Here is a 22,036-nt window from a genome sequence, read left to right as displayed (position 1 = left end):
GAGAAATTGACCCAGTTTAGCCAAAAGGTCTATAAAATTATTTTTTAAAGTCGTTAGATTAAATGAAACAACTTTTAATTTCCTCTTTTTTTTGCTACGATAGTAGAGAACAGAGAAATACCATTAAAATAAAAATAGTTTTTAATTGAAGGGAGTTTAAATAAATATGAGTAAGCAACAAATTGGTGTAGTTGGAATGGCTGTTATGGGAAAAAATTTAGCTTTAAATATTGAAAGCAGAGGATATTCTGTATCGGTTTACAATCGAACAACTTCTAAAACAGAAGCAGTTGTTGCAGAGAATCCAGGCAAAAAATTAGTATTGACTCGTACAGTCGAAGAATTTGTAGCGTCTCTTGAACAACCAAGACGTATTTTATTAATGGTGCAAGCTGGTAAGGGAACAGATGCAACGATTCAATCTTTACTGCCGCATCTTGATAAAGGTGATGTACTGATTGACGGAGGAAATACGTTCTTTAAAGATACGATTCGCCGTAGTAAAGAACTCGCTGAATCAGGAGTTAACTTTATTGGAACGGGTGTTTCCGGTGGAGAAGAGGGAGCCTTAAAAGGACCAGCAATTATGCCTGGCGGACAAAAAGAAGCCTATGATTTAGTTGCTCCTATCCTTGAAGAGATTGCTGCTGTAGCCGAAGATGGCGAAGCTTGCGTAGCTTACATCGGACCAAATGGTGCGGGACATTATGTTAAAATGGTACACAATGGTATCGAATATGGAGATATGCAATTAATTGCTGAATCGTATCACCTATTACGCAACGTTGCTGGCTTATCTGTTGAAGAAATAGCTGAAGTATTCACTGAATGGAATAAAGGCGAATTAGATAGTTTCTTGATCGAACTTACAGCAACTGCTTTGACTAAAAAAGATCCTGAAACGGGTAAACCAATGGTCGATATCATTTTGGATCGTGCTGGAAATAAAGGTACGGGTAAATGGACATCACAAAGTGCATTAGATTTAGGTGTTCCACTTCCACTGATTACAGAGTCAGTTTTCGCGCGTTATATCTCAGCACTAAAAGAAGAACGAGTTGAAGCAAGTAAAGTTTTACCAAAGCCTGCTAGTTATATAGTTGAAGAAGACAAAGCTGAACTAATCGAAAAAATTAGACAAGCTTTATACTTCAGTAAAGTTATGAGCTATGCTCAAGGATTTGCGCAAATGCGTACAGCTAGTGAAGAGTATGACTGGAATTTACAATACGGTGAAATAGCTAAGATATTCCGTGCCGGTTGTATTATTCGTGCTCGATTCTTACAAAAAATCACTGATGCTTACGATCATAAACCAGATCTTAAAAACTTAATGCTGGATGGTTACTTCATGGATATCGCTAAAAATTACCAGGATTCTGTTCGTGACGTTATTGGTATTGCGGTTAAATCAGGTGTCCCTATCCCAACATTCTCTTCAGCAATTGCTTATTATGACTCTTATCGTACGGCTGATTTGCCAGCAAATATCATCCAAGCTCAACGGGATTATTTCGGTGCACATACTTACGAAAGAACAGATAAAGCAGGAACATTCCATTTTGATTGGTATGGTAATGAAGGAGAAGAACAACTGTAATTATTGAATCTATCAAAGAATCTAAATAAATGTAATAACAAAAAGAGACTAAAACTTGAATTTAGTCTCTTTTTGTGGTCTGAAATAGCGTGATTTAGTTTGGAAATAGCGAAATATAATAGTAAACTGTTTAAAGGCTTAAGTATCCCTTAAATTTAAGTTTCAATGCTCTCATTTATTTTTAATTTATGGTAAAATGATAACGGACACATTAAAAATTGATTGTGAAAAACTATTTATCGTGGTATCGTAACAAGAGCAAAATAGAAAAAAAGTGATTTTAGAGGAGCAGGTGTGCAATAGCATGAATAAAATTTTAATTATTGAAGATGAAAAGAATTTAGCTCGATTTGTAGAACTTGAATTAAAACATGAAGGTTACGCGACAGAGGTCCGTTACAATGGACGCAGTGGATTAGAAGCAGCAGTTGCAGAAGATGCACATTGGGATGTTATATTATTAGATTTAATGTTACCAGAATTAAATGGAATAGATGTTTGTCGTCGTATTAGACAAGTAAGCAATGTGCCTATCATCATGATGACGGCTAGAGATTCTGTCATCGATCGAGTTTCTGGATTAGATCATGGTGCAGATGACTATATTGTTAAACCATTTGCTATTGAAGAATTATTAGCACGATTACGTGCCTTGTTCCGTCGTATTGAAATTGAGAGTGAACAAAACATTACAAAACAAACAACCGTTACGTACAGAGATCTAAAGGTTGAAAAAGAAAATCGCGTTGTGCGCCGTGGAGAAGAAGTTATCGAATTAACAAAACGTGAATATGAATTATTATTGGAATTAATGGAAAATGTGAATGTCGTTTTAGCTCGTGATGTATTATTAAATAAAGTATGGGGATACGAAACTGAAGTTGAAACGAACGTGGTAGATGTCTATATTCGTTATTTACGGAATAAAATAGACGTTCCTAATGTTGACAGCTATATTCAAACTGTTCGTGGTACGGGTTACGTGATGCGTTCGTGAAATTCCCGTTTAATGACAAAAAAAAGAATAGAAAGAAAATAAAACGATTTTCGTTAAAATGGAAGTGGACTATTGGGGCTACGCTTGCAATTTTCTTAACAATTTCAGTTTTTTCTATTGTGATTTTTGTAGGTTTTAGGCAGATTATGTTTACGCAAGAAGAAGAAAATTTTAGAGAAGTTTTATTTGGAGCTTCCAAACGTCTAGTTGATGAAAATAAACTAACGGATAGTGACTCAACCGCTTTATCAAAAGCAACTGTTTATTCTGCTTTTAATCCTTCATACTCTCCAGATACAATGAGATCAACGGAAGAATACGATCAGCGAAATACAACTTTTGAAGATGCTGGAAATTACCAAGATACGTTATATGCAAAAATGAATGAGGAAGATGTAATCGTAAGAGTCTATACTCCAACATCGCGACTACTTTTTGAGTCTAAATTGGGTGATTTTTCTTTTGAAGGAAGCTCAGAACCAGTTATCAAAAGGATAGAAGTAAATGGTGAAGAAGGCTATTACGGGGTCATGCCTGTTATTTCTGATGAAACAAACCAAATTATTGGTTATGTGCAAGTGATTGATGGTATGACTGATTATCATAAGATGATCGATGTCACGATCATCAGTTTAGTAGCGATGAATTTTGCTGCTCTTATTTCTAGTGGTATTATAGGTTACTTGTTGGCATCTAACTTTTTAAAGCCAATAAAAACCATTACTAATACAATGAATGATCTTCGTCAAGATACGCAATCGACTTCTAGGATTGAAGTTACAGAAGGAAATGATGAATTGGATCATCTTTCAATGGTATTTAATGATATGTTAGATAAGATGCAGAAGTATATTGAGCAGCAAAAACAATTTGTAGAAGATGTTTCTCATGAGTTAAGAACACCAGTCGCCGTTATGGAAGGGCATCTGAAGTTATTAGATCGATGGGGAAAAAAAGATCCTGCAATATTAGATGAATCACTTTCTGCTTCATTACAAGAAATCACACGAATGAAAAGTCTGGTCCAGGAAATGCTTGATTTATCTAGAGCTGAACAAGTAGAAATTCATTATAAAAATGAAAAAACAGCTATAAAAGCGGTTATTCAGCAAACATATAATAATTTTAGTATGATCCATCCTGATTTTATTTTTAATTTAGATGATGATATTTACGATGATATTTATGTTGCTATTTACCGAAATCATCTTGAACAGATTTTAGTTATTTTATTAGACAATGCCGTGAAATATTCTAATGAGCGTAAGGAAGTTCATATTTCAGTTGCAACTGATGATAGAGAAGTTCAAATTGCTATTCAAGATTTTGGTGAAGGAATGACTCAAGAAGATACAGAAAAAATTTTCAATCGTTTTTATCGTATCGATAAAGCTCGCAGTCGGCATAAAGGCGGAAACGGCCTCGGATTAGCTATTGCAAAAGAATTGTTAAATGGGTATAACGGAAATATAACAGTTGAAAGTGTTTTAGATCATGGAACAATCTTTAGAATATCATTACCTATCTACCGAGAAGAATCATAACAACAAAAAAATACCTGCTCATTTGAGCAGGTATTTTTTATTTCAACGTTTCTTTTGCTGTTTGCCAGCGTTTCTTCTATTAATATTTTTATTGTTGGAAGGCTGGCTTAAAACTTTAGTTTGTTGTTCAACCGGCTCGGCCTGTTTAATCGTCCGTTTTGGTTTAGCGGGACGTTTTCTAGCTTCTGCTTCTAACTGAGCTCTTATTTTTGGTTTAAAGATGAAATTGGTAATAAGCGTTTGGAATACCGCGAAAATTCCTCCGACGAACCAATACAATCCTAATCCAGCAGGAGAGGTAAATGAAACCATCAAAATCATTATCGGACTAACATACATCATTGTACGCATTTGTTTCTTTTGTTCATCTGGAAGGCCAATCATAGAAACATAAGATTGAACAAAATAAACTGCACCGGCTGCAATAGCAAGAGCGATATTTTGATCTCCTAAACTAAAACCTAAGAAAGTACTGCTTCCGATTTCTTTAGACAAACTAATAGCTTGGAACATAGCAGTAAAGATAGGCATTTGGATCAATAAGGGTAAACAACCAATACCACCTAACATACTCATGTTGTTATCTTTATATAAGCTCATAAGTTCTTGTTGTGCAGCCGCCTTTTCTTCAGCAGTAACAGCAGCTTTTTGTTTCTTCTGGACTTCATCCATTTCTGGTTTGATCAAAGCCATTTTTTCTTGTTGAATGATCGATTTTTTAGATTGACTTAAGTTTAAAGGTAAGATAATTAAACGCACAGCTAATGTAATAGCTATAATAGACAAGCCATAACTACCTCCAAATAAATCAGCCAATTGAATGATCACTCGTTGCGTTGGAACTACTAATAACTCATAAATTGTACCACTAGGGTTACCATCAGAGTCATGACCCATACAACCTGACAAAAAAATCATGACACTTAAAAGCGTTCCCGATAAAAGTAATTTTTTAAAATTTTTCATTGTTCACGATCCTTCATTTTTTTTAAATTAAGTAACATCACTTACTATACAGGATTCTTGTACGGTTTTCAATTGCTTATTGTGAACTTGTCTCTAATTTTCAAGGAAGGGAGTTCTTCTACTATTATAGAATCAACATAGCCGCTTGGTGAAGGTGAGTTTCTTATTTTTTCTATAAAGAGGTCGATTTTTTCCGGGTCCCCATTGGCTTCTATATAGACACTTTCATCAGGTTCATTTCGAACAATACCATAGACACCTATCTGATCGGCCACTAGTTTAGTTGAGAAACGAAAGCCAACACCTTGTACCGATCCTACTACACGAATAGAAACTTTTTTCATAGAAATCCCTCCATTAGTTATCTGATTATTTGAAGAATCGTATGATTTGCTTATTGGAAAAAGAAACTGTTTGATTGTTCGAAAAAATGAGGTCATTAATATCCCATCCTTTTCCAAAAAATAGTTTGCTTATTTAGTCTATTTTAACGATTACCTTGAAGTTGGTCAAACATTCTTTGTTCTGAACATAAAAGAATAGCATTCACTTTGGGATTGTTGCATTGAGTATATAGATAATTTACAATGACTGTACAGCGTTTCATAGAAAAAAGAGAAATGATAAGCGGTTTTAAGAAAGGAACGATCATGAAGACATTGATTATCGCCGAAAAACCAAGTGTAGGAAAAGAAATTGCACGAGTACTCGGAGCAACACAAAAAAGTAAAACGCATATTGAAGGAAAAGACGTTATCGTAACGTGGGCATTAGGCCATTTATTAGGGTTGAAAATGCCTGAAGAGTATAAAAAAGAATGGGCAACTTGGGATCTAAACACCCTGCCGCTTGTCCCAGAAAAAATGTTGATCACACCATTAAAAAATACAAGAGGTCAATTAAAAGCAATCAAGCAGCTGGCTGATCGAAAAGATATTGGATCAGCCGTTATTGCTACCGATGCCGGGCGTGAAGGGGAACTAGTTGCACGATGGATATTAGAGTATGTTCACTTTAATAAACCAGTAAAAAGACTTTGGATCTCTTCGCAAACGGATAAAGCAATCAAAGATGGCTTTAATCAATTACAGCCTAGCAAAAAATATGATACATTGTATGATTCTGCTGTTGCACGCTCAGAAGCAGACTGGTTGATCGGTTTAAATGTTACTAGGGCATTGACTGTGAAATACCAAGATAGTTTATCTGCTGGACGGGTCCAAACACCTACGTTAGCCATGGTACGTAAGCAAGAAGCTAAAATACAGTCTTTCGTTCCAGAAACTTTTTATACTGTTCAATTAATAGTTGATGGAAAAAAGGCAGTAGTGCAAGAGGGTGCACCCCGTAAATTTAGTGAACGAGAAAAAGCAGAAGCTCTAGTAGCTTCATTAAAAAATAACCCAGTTGTTGTTGTAGCTATAAAAGAAAAGCAAACAGTTCAACAAGCTCCATTGCCTTATGATTTGACTGAACTTCAACGTGAAGCAAACCAGCGCTATCAATTTTCAGCAAAGAAAACACTTAGTTTGATGCAAACGTTATATGAACGCCATAAAGTGCTCTCTTACCCAAGAACAGATTCAAAATATTTAACCCAAGATATGATCAGTACAATGAAAGAAAGAGTAATGGCTATCCAAAATTTTGCTCCTCAGGAAGTTAAGGGAATTTTTAAAAATGGAACCAAAGTAACTCAAAAAGGTGTTTTTAATACTGCAAAAGTAACGGACCATCATGGTATTATCCCAACCGAAGAACGTCCGCGTCCTGAAAAAATGGAAGCCGACGAGTTGAAAATTTATCGCATGGTTGTTGAACGATTTATAGGACTATTTTTACCGGCGTATAAAGTTTCTAAGACGACCATTGTTTTTTCGGCAGCTAATATCTTATTTGAACTGCAGCAAGAAGAAGTTCTCGAAAAAGGATGGAAAAAGGATATCCAAAAACAATCGGAAAGTGTGTATGCATTAAATGAGCAAATAATGCATCCAACTTATACAATAAAAAAACAATTAACAGAAGTACCCGCTCGCTTATCTGAAGGTGCACTCCTTCAGAATATGGAAAAAAATGGATTAGGAACACCTGCTACCCGCGCTGAAATCATTGAAAAACTCATTAAGAGTGATTTAATGGAACGGAACCAAAATAAATTAAGTACAACACCTAAAGGGCAACAACTGCTAACATTAGTAAATCCGGCACTAGTGACTCCAGAACTCACAAGCGAATGGGAGAAGTCATTAGAAGAAATTGCAAAAGGTACGTTGAAAAAAGAGGATTTCTTAAAACAAATAAAAAAAGAAACCGCCCAATTAGTAGCAGAAATTAAACAAAGTACAGAAACGTATAAAGATCATGCATTAACAAATAAGATATGCCCTGACTGTGGTGAATTACTGAAAGAGCGAAGTGGTCGTGATGGGAAATTGCTTATTTGTAGTAGCTCAACGTGTTCTTATAAACGGAGAAAAGACCCAAAAGTTTCTAATCACCGATGTGCACAGTGTCACCGTAAAATGGAAATCCATGAGGGGAAAAGCGGGAATTATTTCAAGTGTAAATATTGCAATATTTCTGAAAAAATAGAAGGTAAAACTAGTAAAAAACCTAGTAAACATGAAACAAATAAATTAATGCAAAAAATAAATAAGCAGCAAGAAGAAGTAGAGAGTCCATTGGCTTTAGCGATGAAAGCTGCAATGGAGAAAAAGAATGATTAAAATTAAATTTTAATGAAGGAAGGGATAAGGCAGCAAAGGCTGTCTTATCCCTTCCTTCGTTTACTGCATTCCGTTTGAGCGTTATTTTGTGTATAATCAAAGAGGAATGCAAGGAGGGAAGAAAATCGTGGCAGTGAAAAAAAAGAATAAAACAATCAAAAAAAATGCAGAATACCATCTTTCTTTTGAAATTATTGGTTTGATTTTTATTATTTTAAGTGTTTTTTCAATCTCGCAAACTGGTTTTGCGGGAATTTTTAGTGCGAATTTATTCCGTTTTTTTGTGGGAAATACTTTTATCATAGCAGCAATTTTAGTGGGGATCTATGGAGTCTATTTAGTTTTTAAAGGTAAGGAGCCTCTGTTTAGAAATAAACGAATCATAGGTTTTTCCCTTGTTTACAGTAGTTTGCTGTTAGTTCTACACGCCCGTTTGTTTGCACCAATTATCCATTCAGATATTAATGTGATCTCTGCTACTTTTCGTTTTTTTATAACAGATATGGCAAATAATGAAATCACACAACAACTTGGCGGAGGGATGATCGGAGCCACTTTTTATGCGGCTAGTTATTTTTTATTCTCACAATGGGGTACGTATTTCATCGCAGGACTCAGCTGCTTTTTTGGAATCTTTCTATTGTTTCAATTATCTTTTAAATCATTTTTGAGAAAATTAGGTCATATAGCGATATTTATTTGGCAAAAATTTAAGTCTGTAACGAGCAAATTCAAAATCGCTATCCAACAAAAAATAAAATATGTAAAAAAAGCATCTGAAACAGCTGATACAAAAAAAAATAAGAAAGAAACGAAAGAAAAGAAAAATACAATAAAAACAGTAATAAACAAAGATCCAAGGAATCAATCAGTTGAAGAAGATAAAAATGAACAATTGAAGTTAGAGATTGAAAACTATCAGAGTCGTGTTGAAAAACCTATGACAGAGAAAATAGCAGAAGTTGGCCTTGAGGATACTGAAGGAGGAACAATCGATTTCGAGATAGGAACTGAAAGAGAAAATATAGATTATCAGTTACCGCCTTCTCATTTGTTAAATGAAATACCGCAAAATGATCAGACCAACGAGTACGCTCTTATTCAAAAGAATGTTCAAAAATTGGAAAAAACATTTAAGAGTTTTGGAGTAGATGCAAAAGTTACTAAAGCAAATTTAGGTCCTGCCGTGACAAAATATGAAGTTCAGCCCGCTATTGGGGTGAAGGTAAGTAAAATCGTCAGCCTTAGTGATGATATTGCACTAGCGTTAGCAGCGAAAGATATTCGAATTGAAGCACCTATTCCAGGGAAATCATTTATTGGCATTGAAGTTCCAAATAATGAAGTGAGCTTAGTTTCTTTTAGGGATGTTATTGAAGGTCAAGTTCATAATGAAGAAAAGATGCTAGAAGTGCCTCTTGGAAGAGACATATCCGGCAATATTACGATGGCCGATTTATCAAAAATGCCTCACTTGCTTGTTGCAGGGTCTACAGGTAGTGGGAAATCGGTTTGTATTAACGGTATTATCACCAGCTTATTGATGAAAGCTAAGCCAAATGAAGTGAAATTAATGATGATAGATCCTAAGATGGTAGAATTGAATGTCTATAATGGCATCCCACATTTATTGACACCGGTTGTGACTAATCCTAAAAAAGCAGCTCAGGCTTTACAAAAAGTAGTTACTGAAATGGAAAGAAGATACGAACTATTTGCTGCTAGTGGAATGCGTAACATTACGGGATACAATCAGCATTTAAAAACGCACAATGAAGAAAATGGAGAAAATTATCCGATATTGCCTTTTATAGTGGTAATCGTTGATGAGCTGGCAGACTTAATGATGGTAGCTAGTAATGAAGTTGAAGATGCCATCATTCGTTTAGCGCAGATGGCTAGAGCTGCTGGGATCCATATGATTCTAGCGACCCAAAGACCAAGTGTTGATGTCATCACTGGTATTATCAAAGCTAACGTACCTTCGCGTATTGCATTTGCTGTTTCGAGTGGTGTAGATTCTAGAACAATAATAGATGGTAGCGGAGCAGAAAAATTGTTGGGTAGAGGAGATATGCTGTTCTTGCCAATGGGAGAAAATAAACCGGTTCGTGTCCAGGGTGCATTTATTTCAGATGAAGAAGTTGAGCATATTGTTACTTTTGTGACCGATCAACAAGGGGCAAACTACGTTGAGGAAATGATGCCCACAGAAGAAGCTAAAACGACACAGAGTGAGGTCCAAGACGAAGTTTATGATGATGCTGTAGCCCTGATCGTTGAAATGCAAACAGCTAGCATCTCTTTATTGCAACGTCGCTTTAGAATTGGGTACAATCGAGCCGCTCGGTTAATTGATGAAATGGAAATGCGCGGTATTGTTGGCCCATCTGAAGGAAGTAAACCTCGTAAGGTAAATATTACTCAAGTTCCCGGTGATGATCAATTATCAGAAATAGAAGTAGAGCAACATTAGTAAAAGTATCATTTAAGTAATCAACTTTTTAAGAATGTTTTTTTAGAAAATGTCTTTTTAAACAAATGAAAGGCTCGAATGCAGACTAAATCGAGTGCAGTACATTAAAAGTAGATTAAAAACTGAACGTTTTTCGACTAAAACGTTTTCAACAATCACTTTTGTTGTTTATTTATTAAAACAAAGGTGGTAATATAAATACGAGGATGGATTAATGAGATATTGATTCATACTAAAAAAAAAATGGGGGTTTTTTGAGTGAAGAGTAGAAATTTCAAGAGTTTATTAACACTAGGTTTATTGTCAAGTTTAACATTGGCAGCGTGTGGTGCTGATGAAGGAAGTGATACTGCCTCAACTTCTTCAGGTTCAGAAAAAGATTATTCAATTGTCATGGTTACCGACGTAGGTGGAGTAGATGATAAATCATTTAATCAATCTGCATGGGAAGGTATGCAAGCATGGGGAGAAGAGCAGGGACTTGAAGAAGGACCTGAAGGTTATAACTACATTCAATCTGATGAAGATTCTCAATTTGTTACAAACTTAAATACAGCTGTAAATAATAATTTTGACTTGATTTATGGAATTGGATATAAATTACAACCAGCGATGACAGATGTCGCTACTCAAAATCCAGATCAAAATTTTGTGATCATTGATGAAATGATTGAAGCAGATAACGTTGCTTCTGTATTATTTAAAGATCATGAAGCTGCATTTTTAGCAGGTGTTGCTGCTGCAGAAACAACTGAAAAAGACCATGTTGGATTTATTGGTGGACAAGAAAGTGCCGTTATCGACCGTTTTGAAGCCGGTTTTGTAGCAGGTGTTACAGCCGTTAACCCAGATATCAAAGTTGATGTTGAATATGCTGGTTCATTTGGAGATGCTGCTTTAGGCAAACAATTAGCAGCTGCAATGTATAGTTCAGGAGCAGATATCATTTATCATGCATCTGGAGATACAGGTAATGGTGTATTTTCTGAAGCTATTGACCGCATGAACGCTAACCCAGATGAACAATTATGGGTAATCGGTGTTGACCGTGATCAAACTGCTGAAGGTGAATACGATGGTGGAAACTTAACTCTTACTTCAACACTTAAAGGTGTAGGTCAAGCTGTTCAAGATATCGCAAATGCATCAATGGAAGGAAACTTCCCAGGCGGTGAAGTCAGCAACTTTGGTTTAGCTGAAGATAGTGTAGGTATTACAGAAGGTGCTTTATCTGAAGAAGCAATCAAAACTGTTGAAGATTACAAACAACAAATTATTGATGGTGATATTACCGTTCCAGAAAAACCATAATTTTATAGTAGACAATAGTTTAAGGAATAGATAAAGATAAAAGGACCGGGTAATTATATACCGGTCTTTTAGTCTCTATTGGGTTATAAAATGAGGTTTGAAATTTTCTATAAGTTAGCATTTATTTTTTCTATTAAAATTAAAAGAGAAAATTTGATAATTGCTTGTCTGTAAAACAACTATAATGGATAATGGACTAAGCAAGAGAAAAGGAGTGAAACTATCGTGTCAGAATCAGTAAATGTCATCGAGATGAAGGGCATTACAAAACAATTTGGTGTTTTCAAGGCTAATGATAATATTAATTTGCAGCTTAAAAAGGGAGAAATACATGCTCTCTTAGGAGAAAATGGTGCTGGTAAATCGACTTTAATGAATATTCTTTCAGGATTGTTAGAACCTACTTCAGGAGAAATTTTAGTGAATGGACAAGTAGTAAACATAAGTTCACCGAGTGTCGCAAATAAATTAGGTATTGGAATGGTTCACCAACATTTTATGCTGGTTAAAAAATTTACTGTGACTGAAAATATCATTTTAGGAATGGAACAAACAAAAAATGGTTTCTTGGATAGAGAATCGGCAAAAAAAGACATAAAAGAATTGTCTAAAAAATATGGTCTGTTGATCGATCCTAGTGCAAAAGTCGAGTCTATTTCAGTGGGGATGGAGCAAAGGGTAGAGATTTTAAAAACGCTCTATCGTGGAGCTGATATCTTGATCTTTGATGAACCAACAGCAGTGTTGACTCCTCAAGAAATTGATGAATTGATCAATATCATGAGAGCCCTAACAAAAGAAGGAAAATCCATCATCTTAATTACACATAAACTTGACGAAATTAAAGCAGTTGCAGATCGTTGTACAGTTATCCGTCGTGGGAAAAGTATTGACACGGTAGATGTTTCCACCACATCTCCACAAGAGTTAGCAGACATGATGGTAGGGCGATCTGTATCTTTTAAAACAAAAAAGAAAGCTTCGCAACCAAAAGAAACAGTGTTATCGATCGAAAACATTGTTGTAAAGGAAAATCGTGGTTTAGAGGCCGTTAAAGGACTAAGCTTAGAAGTTCGGGCTGGAGAAGTTGTTGGAATCGCTGGAATCGATGGAAACGGACAAAGTGAATTGATTCATGCGATAACAGGTTTAACAAAGACTGAAAGTGGGAAAATCAAACTAAACGGGCAAGAGATCCAAAATAAATCACCACGTAAAATTACAGAGGTAGGATTAGGCCATATTCCAGAAGATCGTCAAAAATATGGACTTGTTTTACCAATGTCATTAGAAGAAAATATGGTATTGCAAACCTACTATAAAAAACCTTTGAGCCAGTATGGGATTCTAAATCAAAAAGAAATAAATAAATTTGCTTTGAAATTGATTGAAGAGTTTGATGTACGTACGCAAAGCGAATCTGCTCCTGCCGGATCACTATCAGGTGGGAATCAGCAAAAAGCTATTATTGCTAGAGAAATCAATCGTGATCCGTCTTTGTTGATTGCTGCTCAACCAACTCGTGGACTTGATGTAGGAGCAATTGAATACATACATTCACGTTTGATCGAACAACGGGACAATGGAAAAGCTGTATTGATGATGAGTTTTGAATTGGATGAAATTTTAAATGTTTCTGATCGAATCGCTGTTATGTATGAAGGAAATATTGTTGCCATTGTAGACCCTAAAGAAACAACGCAACAAGAACTTGGTTTATTGATGGCAGGTACATCGCTTGAAAAAGCGCGCTCTTTGATCAAGCAAGAAAAGGGAAAGGAGGGTGTCAAAATTGACTAATAAAAGAGAAACATTAAATAATTTATTAGTGCCTTTATTATCTGTCGTCATGGGATTTATTCTTGGTGCTATCATCATGGTCATTTTTGGGTATGACCCGATAAGTGGATATTCAGCGATGGTCAATGGCGCTTTTGGCTCAACCTTTTATATTGGTGAAACGTTGAGGCAAGCAACACCGCTTATTTTAACGGCATTAGGTTTTTCTGTAGCCTATACTGCTGGATTCTTTAATATTGGGGTCGCAGGTCAAGCTTTACTAGGATGGCTCTGTTCTGTCTGGGTGGCTAATATATTTGCGGATCTGCCAGGATTTATTTTACTTCCTTTAAGTATATTAGGAGGAGTGGTAGCTGGTGCACTTTGGGCAGGGATCGCTGGATTTTTAAGAGCATATTTTAATACTAGTGAAGTTATTGTTACGATCATGCTAAATTATATAGCTCTTTATACAACAAATTATTTGATTCGAAATATTTTGACGGATTCAGCAGATGCAACGCCGCGTATTTCAGAAGGTGCTAGTTTACGAGTTGGATGGATAACCGAATTAACAAGTAATTCTACACTCCACGCTGGGATCTTTATTTCATTAGTTATGGCGGTAGTTGTTTGGTTCTTAATGAAAAAAACAACTACTGGATTTGAAATCAGAACAGTTGGATTAAATCCGAGTGCTTCTGAATATGCTGGTATGAGTTCTAAACGTAACATTATTATATCTATGCTTATCAGTGGTGGTTTAGCTGGTTTAGGTGGAGTAATGGAAGGACTGGGAAATTTCCAAAATATCTTTACACAAGGTGCAATGCCAACAATTGGATTTGATGGTATGGCTGTAGCTTTGTTAGGGCTAAGTAACCCTGTAGGAATCATCTTTTCAGCTATTTTGTTTGGCGCATTGAAAATTGGCGGAAACAGTATGCCAATGATCTCAGGAGTTCCAACTGAAGTTGTTGATATTGTTATTTCATCTATTATCTTCTTTGTAGGAGCTAATTACTTAATTCGCTACTTTATTGACAAACGAGCTAGAGTGAATAAAGGAGGAGTGAAATAGGATGGATATCATAAGCTTACTTCAATTAATAGTTGCCTCATCGCTTGTCTACTCAGCTCCTCTTGTCTTAACGGCCCTTGGTGGAACATTCTCTGAACGAAGTGGTATCGTTAACGTAGGATTAGAAGGAATAATGGTTATAGGAGCATTTAGTTCAATTGTGTTTAATTTAACATTTGCAGGAGTTTTTGGTGATTGGACTCCTTGGATCGCCGCTTTAGTTGGTGGACTGATCGGTGTGATTTTTTCATTGATCCATGCGGTAGCGACAGTTAATCTAAGAGCAGATCATATTATCTCTGGTACAGTAATTAATTTAATGGCTCCAGCCTTAGCCATTTTCTTTACAAGAGTATTGTATAATGGTGCTGGACAAACAGATCGAATTACAGAAAGCTTTGGTAAAGTAACGGTCCCCTTATTAAATCGTATCCCAATTATTGGCGATATTTTCTTCAAAGGAACTTCAGCCCCTGCTTTTGCAGGAATATTAGTTGCTGTTATCTGTTGGGTAGTGATCTTTAAGACTCGCTTTGGATTACGATTAAGATCCGTAGGGGAACATCCTCAAGCAGCAGATACATTAGGAATTAATGTTTACTTAATGAAGTATGCCGGTGTTATGTTATCTGGTCTGCTAGGCGGTATGGGGGGAGCTATTCAAGCTCAGTCTATCTCGTTAAGTTTCTCAGCTTCAACGATTGCTGGTCAAGGGTTTATTGCTATGGCTGCAATGATATTTGGTAAATGGAATCCTTTAGGTGCAATGGGAGCAGCCATATTCTTTGGGTTTGCTCAAAGCCTAGGCGTGATTGGAAACTATATTCCGATTATTCAAGACATTCCAAGTGTATGGTTGCAAATCGCACCATATGCTATCACGATCATTGTATTGGTTGGAGTAATTGGTAAATCTGAAGGGCCAGCAGCGGGTGGCAAAACATATATTAAATCAAAATAAGCATTATTTTTGCAACAACAGACGGATATGTCTGTTGTTGCTTTCTTTTTAGCACTTTTTATTTTAAGATAGACAATGAACATTTTTTAAGTAAGAGGAGGAATAAAAGTATGTCTATTCAATTAAATGAAGGAGTTCATTTACACGTACTCCCCACTAAAAAGTATAAAACAATCCGTATCATGTTGAAATTTCGTGCCCCATTAAATAAAAAAACAATTACAAAACGGGCTATGCTAGCAAATTTATTAGAAACAAACAGCCAAAAATACCCTACACAAACTGCCTTAAGAAGTGCCCTTTCAAATATGTATGGAGCTAACTTTGGAACAGCTGTCAGCAAAAAAGGGAATACTCATATTTTCTCTATCAGTTTAAATCTAGTCAATGAAAAATATCTTTCAAAAGGGGATAATGTCTTACAAGAAGGAATTGATTTCTTAAAAGAAGTTATCTTCCAACCAAATGCAGAAAATGGTCATTTTAATGAAAAAACCTTTAAGAGAGAAAAAGAAAATTTAGTCGATTATTATGATTCACTTCTTGATGACAAACAAACATACGCGAGCCTTTCTTTGCAAGAGTTCTTCTTTAAAGGTGTCGATCAACAAATACCAAGTGTCGGTTCAAAAGAAGACTTAAAAGAAATATCGGCTACATCATTGCATGACTATTATCAAGATGTACTAAATCAAGATAAAATCGATATCTATGTTCTAGGCGATGTTAATGAAAATGAAATTCAGTCTGCTTTTGAGCAATTCGCTTTTGCTCCTCGTGAATCAATAAAAACAAGCAGTTTTTATGATGAACCGGCAGCTAGTGAAGTAGAAAATAAGACGGAGCAACAAGAAATTACCCAAGCCAAATTCAATCTAGGTTATACAACGAATGTTTTTTATCACGATCCGACGTATTATGCAGCACAAGTATTCAATGGTCTATTTGGTGGTTTTCCGCATTCAAAATTATTTATAAACGTACGTGAAAAAGAAAGTCTAGCTTACTATGCTTCTAGCTCCATGGATACATTTAGAGGGATGATGACTGTTCAAACAGGGATCGATGTTCAAAAAGTAGATCAGGTCAGAGAAATTATTGCATTGCAGTTGGAAGAAATGCAAGCCGGAAACTTTACAGATGAATCGATTTCTCAAACAAAAGAAATGTTAAAGAACCAACTCTTCCAATCAGAAGATAACCCTGGATCCGTTATCGAACGTATCTATGCACTAGAGTTAGCTAAAGGAAAGATTCTTTCAATTGATGAATGGGTAGCGAGAATTGAGAAAGCTACTAAAGAAGATATAATTGAAGTAGCTAATAAAGTAAAGTTAAAAGCAACATTCTTTTTAACAGCGGAGGCGAAATAATGGAGAAAAAAAATTACGAACAATTACAAGAAACAATTTATACAGAAACGCTAGACAATGGCTTACAAGTAACTTTATTGCCTAAAAATGATTTTCATAAAACCTATGGCTTATTTTCAACAAATTTTGGTTCGATCGATAATCAATTTGTCCCTCGTGGAAAAACTGAAATGATCACTGTACCAGATGGTATTGCTCATTTTTTAGAGCATAAACTATTTGAAAAAGAAGACGGAGATGTATTCAATACATTTGGTCGGTTGGGTGCTTCAGCTAATGCTTTTACAAGTTTTACTAGAACAGCGTATCTTTTTTCTAGCACTGATCATGTTTCAGAAAGTTTAAAGACGTTATTAGATTTTGTTCAAGATCCCTATTTTACAGAAGCGACCGTTAATAAAGAAAAAGGTATCATTACTCAAGAAATTCAAATGTACGAAGATGAACCAGATTGGCGTTTATATTTTGGTATTTTAGGTAATATGTACCCGAAGCATCCATTACACATCGACATTGCTGGAACAGTAGATAGTATTATGAATATCACACCTGAATTGCTGCACGAGAATCATGCAACTTTTTATCATCCTAGCAATATGAATTTATTTGTAGTAGGAAAATTAGACCCTGAAGAAATGATACAGTTGATTCGAGAAAATCAGGCAAAGAAAAACTATCTCCCAGTCAAAACAATTGAGCGTATCTTTCCTGAAGAAACCATACATGATATTAAGGCATATGACTTTATTAAAATGCCTGTTAATCGACCAAAAAGCATTGTTGGAGTAAAAGGAATAGATATAATACCAAATGGTATAAAAGCTTTGGAATATAAAACGACCATGGATTTACTATTGACTTTATTGTTTGGTCCTACATCAGCAAATTATTTAGAGCTATACGATAAGGGTATAATAGATGATAGTTTCTCTTATGAGTTTAGTTTGGATCGTACATTCCATTTCGTTGATATTAGTGGAGATACAAAAGATTCTGCCATTTTCAGTGATGAAATTAAAAAGTTGTTACTTGATACTAAAAATAGTTCAGAATTAACTGAAGAAAATTTAGCGATAGTTAAAAAACGAATGATTGGCCAGGAACTTCAGTCTTTAAATTCGTTAGAATATATTGCTAATCAATTTAGTCAACCCTCTTATGGAGAAGCAACTTTATTTGATGTTGTTCCCATTATCGAAAGCATCACACTGACAGATATTAAAAAAGCTGCCGAAAATTTTATGATTGAAGAGCATATGACTACTTTTCATATTTTACCAAAAGAGGCGAATGAAGCGTGAAATTTGCCTTGATCATGGGAGCAAGCGGTGATATTGGAAAAGGGATTGCTCAGGAATTAGCAGAAAAAGGTTGGTCCCTGTATTTGCATTATCATTCGAATACAGAAAGTGTTACAGCTCAGCTGCGGGATTACCAAGAGCGTTACCATACACAAGATTTTTATGCAATATCTTTAGATATGACTAAGGAAGAAGATATTCCTTTTTTTCTTAAGTCAGTCTACCAGGTAGATGTCGTTATTTTTGCTAGCGGCTTCACGACTTATCAATTGTTGACAGAAGAGTCTTCTATGGATATGGAGCGCATGTGGGCAGTACATGTTAAAACCCCCATCATTTTAATTCAACAGTTGCAAGATAAACTAGCCCGTTCGAGACATGGAAGAATTATTTTTATCAGTTCTATTTATGGCGAAACAGGAAGTGCAATGGAAGTCCTTTATAGTACAACAAAAGGTGCTCAACTGGCCTTTGTTAGAGCTTATAGCAAAGAAGTAGCCAGCTTAGGGATAACAGTAAATGCTATTTCTCCAGGGGCTATTGATACTAAAATGAACCAAGAATTCACTTCAGCAGAAGTGAAGGATTTGGAAAGTGAGATACCATTAGGACGATTAGGAAGTATATCTGAAATCAGCTTTTGGGTTCTTCAACTAGTCGATAAAAGAAGTGCCTACATGACAGGTCAATCGATGGTCATCAGCGGTGGTTGGTTAAAATAGAAAAATTAATGTTTCTAAAGTATTAGGTATGTTATAATGCAAATGATATGAGATTTTCTCTTTAAGCAAGAGAATAGGTAGGTGAGACAGTTGAATGAAATTGGTGAAAAATTAAAAGAAGCAAGAAAAGTAAAAGGATATACATTAGATGATTTGCAACAAATAACAAAGATTCAAAAACGTTACCTAATAGCAATCGAAGAAGGCAACTACGATGTCATGCCGGGGAAATTTTATGCTCGTGCATTTATTAAACAATATGCAGATACTGTTGGCTTAAATGGGGACCAATTACTAGAAGAATATACAGATGCAGTGCCACATGCCCATGATGAAGAATTTGTCGAAAAAGTTTACACGGGTCAAACACGTTCTGGAAAGAATATTGAGAATGAATTCTTGACAAAAGTTCAAAATAATCTGCCTACAATTTTGATTGGTATCCTAGCAGTAGCAATTGTGGCAGCTATTTATTTTGCTGTGATCCAAACAAGTAATCAAGGTGAGGAAGCCATGATCACAAAAGATTCTGAAGCAATATCTGTCTCTAGTGCTGAATCTATCTCGGAAAGCGAATCAGAGCCAACAACGGAATCAGTAGAGTCCGATGAAAGTGAAGAGGACGCTCAAGGAATAGAAATTTTATCTTCTACTGGATCGACTACAACTTATTCTGTTACCGGAACTTCTGAAGGCAGCATTTTGACATTAACAGCAACAGGTGGGGATTCTTGGATCAGTGTTGAAGGAGACGGGGCAATGATTGACGCTCAGTTAATAACAGATGGATCTAATTTAGAATCAAAAATTCCAGATGGTACGTCATCCTTAGTTATTGTAATTGGAAATACGCCTGCAACGAAGGTAAATCTTAATGGGGAAGATGTTCCATACGCTCCAGAATCAGAAAATTCTGTTCGACAAGAAATTGAATTTCAATTTGAATGAAATATTTTAATGCTTGGCTGATAAAAGTTTTTGATAGGAACATCCTTACAAATATTTAACATATATCACTAGAGAGAGGAAGCAAAAAAGTTGAACTTGCCGAATAAACTTACTGTATTTAGAATTTTTATGATTCCGATATTTGTTATCATCGTATTAGCACCATTTGATTGGGGCGTTATTCATCTATTAGGTTCTACAATTGAAGTTACTCAATTGATAGGAGCTGTGTTATTTGCTTTAGCAAGTTTCACAGATTGGCTAGATGGGAAAATTGCACGCAAGCAAGGATTAGTAACGAATTTTGGTAAATTTGCTGATCCTTTAGCTGATAAAATGTTAGTTATGACTGCTTTAATTATTTTAGTTGGACAAAATCTAGCTCCTTCTTGGGTCGTTTCTATTATTGTTTGTAGAGAATTAGCAGTCACTGGATTAAGATTATTATTAGTGGAACAAGGTGGAACAGTTTTGGCTGCTGCATGGCCGGGGAAAATTAAAACCGCTACTCAAATGATAGCTATTATTTTATTATTTGTTGATAATCTGCCATTTGAAGGAATCGGTTTACCACTTGCTTCAATCATGTTGTATATTTGCTTGTTCTTTACTATTTATTCTGGTGTAGACTATTTCGTGAAAAACAGTGCAGTATTTAAAGGTCCAAAATAATAAAAATTGAAAAATAATTAGAAAAGACGGTGCTTTGAAGTTGATTTCAAAATACCTTCTTTTTTTTTTTTGCTTATAAAAGTATGTTAAAATCAATTTACCGAACGATGGACTTTTTTATCCTCTTTTCAAAGAAACTACAAAATAAAAATCAAGAAAAAATTTTGCGTATTATAAAGATAGGAGTGAGCAAATGAATGCTGAAATCATAGCAATTGGAACAGAACTATTAATGGGACAAGTAATAAACACAAATGCATCTTTTCTGTCTCGCGAACTATCCTTATTAGGAATAGATGTCTATCATCAAGTAGTTGTTGGAGATAACCCGAAACGACTATTAGAGGTTATACAGGTTGCAGAGCAAAGAAGTGATTTAGTAATTCTGTCAGGAGGTTTAGGACCTACAAAAGATGATATTACAAAGCAAGTGTTAGCCGATCATTTGACTAAAAAACTAATTTTAGATGAAACTACAATGGAAAAAATAATTACTTTTCATGAAAATAGAAAACGAACTATGACAGATAATAATCGATTGCAAGCCATGGTTATTGAAGGCTCTACTATTTTAAAAAATAAGACAGGACTTGCAGCAGGAATGTTTTTAAAACAAAAAAGCAAAGCTTTTATCTTGTTACCGGGTCCACCCAGTGAATTAGAACCAATGTTTATAAATGAGGTCAAACCATTATTAATGGGTGAATCCAAAGAAGATATTCATCTCATATCGAGAGTGTTGCGTTTTTTTGATATTGGTGAATCTCAATTAGCTGCTGAATTAGATGATTTGATCGAACATCAGCAAAATCCTACTCTTGCTACCTACGCTGGTAAGCATGAAGTAAGGTTGCGTATAACAGCAAACGGAAGCACAGCAGTAGCTTGTTTTCTATTATTGGACAATATGGAAGCTATCATACAACAGCGTATAGGAAGCTATTTTTATGGATATGGAGAGGATACTCGATTAGTAAATGTAGTTGCTGATTTATTGAAAGAACAAAAAATGACTCTTACAGCTGCCGAAAGTCTGACCGGTGGTGCCTTTCAAAGTTCTATGACAAGTATTTCAGGTGCCAGTGATTATTTCAAAGGCGGCATTGTAACATATAGCAACGAAATAAAAACAGCTGTTCTAGGAGTTTCTAAAGAAATAATTGAAAAATCTGGCGCAGTTAGTGCTGAATGTGCTATCGAAATGGCAAAAAATGCACAACGGATGTTTGGTACAAATCTTGCAATTTCATTTACAGGAGTTGCAGGTCCTAATAGGCTTGAAAACAAGGAAGTGGGTACGGTCTGGATCGGGATTGCGGTCAATGGAAAAGCAGCCTTTGCTAAAGAGTATCATTTAGGTAAAGGACGCGACAACAATCGAGAGAAATCGATCATGTCCGGTTTAGACTTGATCAGAAGAGTGCTGTTAAATCTCCCTATACAACAAAAAGTTTTTGAAACAATAAATAATTAACTATTTAGGAAAAAAGACCGAATGTTTGTTCGCTTTTTCCTTGCTTTTTTTATGGAAGAAAGGTATGATATTTGTTGTAGCAGATGAAATTATGAATGATTA

Annotated in this window: 17 protein-coding genes; 15 read left to right on the top strand and 2 right to left on the bottom strand. The window is 35.4% G+C overall.

Translation table 11 applies throughout. The features are described 5' to 3' along the window. Positions 1–166 precede the first annotated feature (166 nt). From gnd to J7E16_RS01485, 3 genes are all read left to right on the top strand, one after another. Entirely contained in the window at positions 167–1,600 is a 1,434-nt protein-coding gene (gnd, locus tag J7E16_RS01495) for an NADP-dependent phosphogluconate dehydrogenase (protein ID WP_214887887.1), read from the top strand. A gap of 304 nt (positions 1,601–1,904) precedes the next feature. Further along, entirely contained in the window at positions 1,905–2,597 is a 693-nt protein-coding gene (locus J7E16_RS01490) for a response regulator transcription factor (protein ID WP_214887884.1), read from the top strand. Positions 2,598–2,743: 146 nt separating this feature from the next. After that, complete coding sequence (locus J7E16_RS01485; RefSeq protein ID WP_214887881.1) at positions 2,744–4,141, top strand: sensor histidine kinase; 1,398 nt, start codon at positions 2,744–2,746, stop codon at positions 4,139–4,141. A 42-nt stretch (positions 4,142–4,183) separates the two neighbouring features. Here J7E16_RS01485 and yidC read toward each other — a convergent pair whose 3' ends face one another. Together yidC and J7E16_RS01475 are read right to left on the bottom strand one after the other, a co-directional pair. Next, the gene (gene yidC, locus J7E16_RS01480; protein WP_214887878.1) at positions 4,184–5,107 is read right to left on the bottom strand and encodes a membrane protein insertase YidC; all 924 of its coding nucleotides are present in this window, start codon (positions 5,105–5,107) and stop codon (positions 4,184–4,186) included. A 68-nt stretch (positions 5,108–5,175) separates the two neighbouring features. Continuing rightward, positions 5,176–5,451, bottom strand: a complete 276-nt coding sequence (locus J7E16_RS01475; RefSeq protein ID WP_251006012.1) for an acylphosphatase — start codon at positions 5,449–5,451, stop codon at positions 5,176–5,178. 306 nt (positions 5,452–5,757) lie between these two features. Between J7E16_RS01475 and J7E16_RS01470 the strand changes: the two genes are divergently transcribed. From J7E16_RS01470 to J7E16_RS01415, 12 genes are all read left to right on the top strand, one after another. Next, on the top strand, positions 5,758–7,836 hold the full coding sequence (locus J7E16_RS01470; protein WP_214887997.1) for a DNA topoisomerase 3: 2,079 nt from the start codon (positions 5,758–5,760) through the stop codon (positions 7,834–7,836). Between the two features lie 127 nt (positions 7,837–7,963). Beyond that, complete coding sequence (locus tag J7E16_RS01465; RefSeq protein WP_353049849.1) at positions 7,964–10,312, top strand: FtsK/SpoIIIE family DNA translocase; 2,349 nt, start codon at positions 7,964–7,966, stop codon at positions 10,310–10,312. Positions 10,313–10,570: 258 nt separating this feature from the next. After that, positions 10,571–11,623, top strand: a complete 1,053-nt coding sequence (locus J7E16_RS01460; protein WP_214887872.1) for a BMP family lipoprotein — start codon at positions 10,571–10,573, stop codon at positions 11,621–11,623. A 252-nt stretch (positions 11,624–11,875) separates the two neighbouring features. Then, positions 11,876–13,423 (top strand): ABC transporter ATP-binding protein, encoded by a 1,548-nt coding sequence (locus J7E16_RS01455; protein ID WP_214887991.1) that lies wholly within the window; start codon positions 11,876–11,878, stop codon positions 13,421–13,423. Then, entirely contained in the window at positions 13,416–14,483 is a 1,068-nt protein-coding gene (locus J7E16_RS01450; RefSeq protein WP_285439360.1) for an ABC transporter permease, read from the top strand. Before J7E16_RS01455 ends, J7E16_RS01450 begins: the two co-directional genes overlap by 8 nt. Before the next feature lies 1 nt (position 14,484). Next, positions 14,485–15,444, top strand: coding sequence for an ABC transporter permease (locus tag J7E16_RS01445; RefSeq protein ID WP_214887869.1), 960 nt, complete (start codon positions 14,485–14,487; stop codon positions 15,442–15,444). Positions 15,445–15,554: 110 nt separating this feature from the next. Beyond that, the gene (gene yfmF / locus J7E16_RS01440) at positions 15,555–16,817 is read left to right on the top strand and encodes an EF-P 5-aminopentanol modification-associated protein YfmF (protein ID WP_214887866.1); all 1,263 of its coding nucleotides are present in this window, start codon (positions 15,555–15,557) and stop codon (positions 16,815–16,817) included. Then, positions 16,817–18,118 carry an EF-P 5-aminopentanol modification-associated protein YfmH gene (gene yfmH, locus J7E16_RS01435; protein ID WP_214887864.1) on the top strand — a complete coding sequence of 434 codons (1,302 nt, stop codon included), beginning with the start codon at positions 16,817–16,819 and terminating at the stop codon, positions 18,116–18,118. Before yfmF ends, yfmH begins: the two co-directional genes overlap by 1 nt. Then, positions 18,115–18,840: an elongation factor P 5-aminopentanone reductase gene (gene ymfI / locus J7E16_RS01430; RefSeq protein WP_214887862.1), complete on the top strand. Its 726-nt coding sequence runs from the start codon at positions 18,115–18,117 to the stop codon at positions 18,838–18,840. Before yfmH ends, ymfI begins: the two co-directional genes overlap by 4 nt. Positions 18,841–18,921: 81 nt before the next feature. Continuing rightward, complete coding sequence (locus tag J7E16_RS01425) at positions 18,922–19,788, top strand: helix-turn-helix domain-containing protein (protein WP_353049847.1); 867 nt, start codon at positions 18,922–18,924, stop codon at positions 19,786–19,788. Between the two features lie 90 nt (positions 19,789–19,878). Further along, the gene (gene pgsA, locus J7E16_RS01420) at positions 19,879–20,460 is read left to right on the top strand and encodes a CDP-diacylglycerol--glycerol-3-phosphate 3-phosphatidyltransferase (RefSeq protein WP_214887860.1); all 582 of its coding nucleotides are present in this window, start codon (positions 19,879–19,881) and stop codon (positions 20,458–20,460) included. A 193-nt stretch (positions 20,461–20,653) separates the two neighbouring features. Further along, positions 20,654–21,934 (top strand): competence/damage-inducible protein A, encoded by a 1,281-nt coding sequence (locus tag J7E16_RS01415; protein ID WP_214887858.1) that lies wholly within the window; start codon positions 20,654–20,656, stop codon positions 21,932–21,934. Positions 21,935–22,036: the final 102 nt, after the last annotated feature.

It is taken from the genome of Carnobacterium sp. ISL-102 (genome assembly GCF_018612935.1).
Taxonomy (GTDB): Bacteria; Bacillota; Bacilli; order Lactobacillales; family Carnobacteriaceae; genus Carnobacterium_B; species Carnobacterium_B alterfunditum.
This window is presented reverse-complemented; position numbering and strand designations above follow the sequence as displayed.

Excerpts from the sequence above, each read along its gene's own strand:
- gnd (WP_214887887.1), top strand. The coding sequence starts at position 167 with ATGAGTAAGCAACAAATTGGTGTAGTTGGAATGGCTGTTATGGGAAAA.
- J7E16_RS01490 (WP_214887884.1), top strand. The coding sequence starts at position 1,905 with ATGAATAAAATTTTAATTATTGAAGATGAAAAGAATTTAGCTCGATTT.
- J7E16_RS01485 (WP_214887881.1), top strand. The coding sequence starts at position 2,744 with ATGTTTACGCAAGAAGAAGAAAATTTTAGAGAAGTTTTATTTGGAGCT.
- yidC (WP_214887878.1), bottom strand. The coding sequence starts at position 5,107 with ATGAAAAATTTTAAAAAATTACTTTTATCGGGAACGCTTTTAAGTGTC.
- J7E16_RS01475 (WP_251006012.1), bottom strand. The coding sequence starts at position 5,451 with ATGAAAAAAGTTTCTATTCGTGTAGTAGGATCGGTACAAGGTGTTGGC.
- J7E16_RS01470 (WP_214887997.1), top strand. The coding sequence starts at position 5,758 with ATGAAGACATTGATTATCGCCGAAAAACCAAGTGTAGGAAAAGAAATT.
- J7E16_RS01455 (WP_214887991.1), top strand. The coding sequence starts at position 11,876 with ATGAAGGGCATTACAAAACAATTTGGTGTTTTCAAGGCTAATGATAAT.
- J7E16_RS01445 (WP_214887869.1), top strand. The coding sequence starts at position 14,485 with ATGGATATCATAAGCTTACTTCAATTAATAGTTGCCTCATCGCTTGTC.
- yfmF (WP_214887866.1), top strand. The coding sequence starts at position 15,555 with ATGTCTATTCAATTAAATGAAGGAGTTCATTTACACGTACTCCCCACT.
- yfmH (WP_214887864.1), top strand. The coding sequence starts at position 16,817 with ATGGAGAAAAAAAATTACGAACAATTACAAGAAACAATTTATACAGAA.
- J7E16_RS01415 (WP_214887858.1), top strand. The coding sequence starts at position 20,654 with ATGAATGCTGAAATCATAGCAATTGGAACAGAACTATTAATGGGACAA.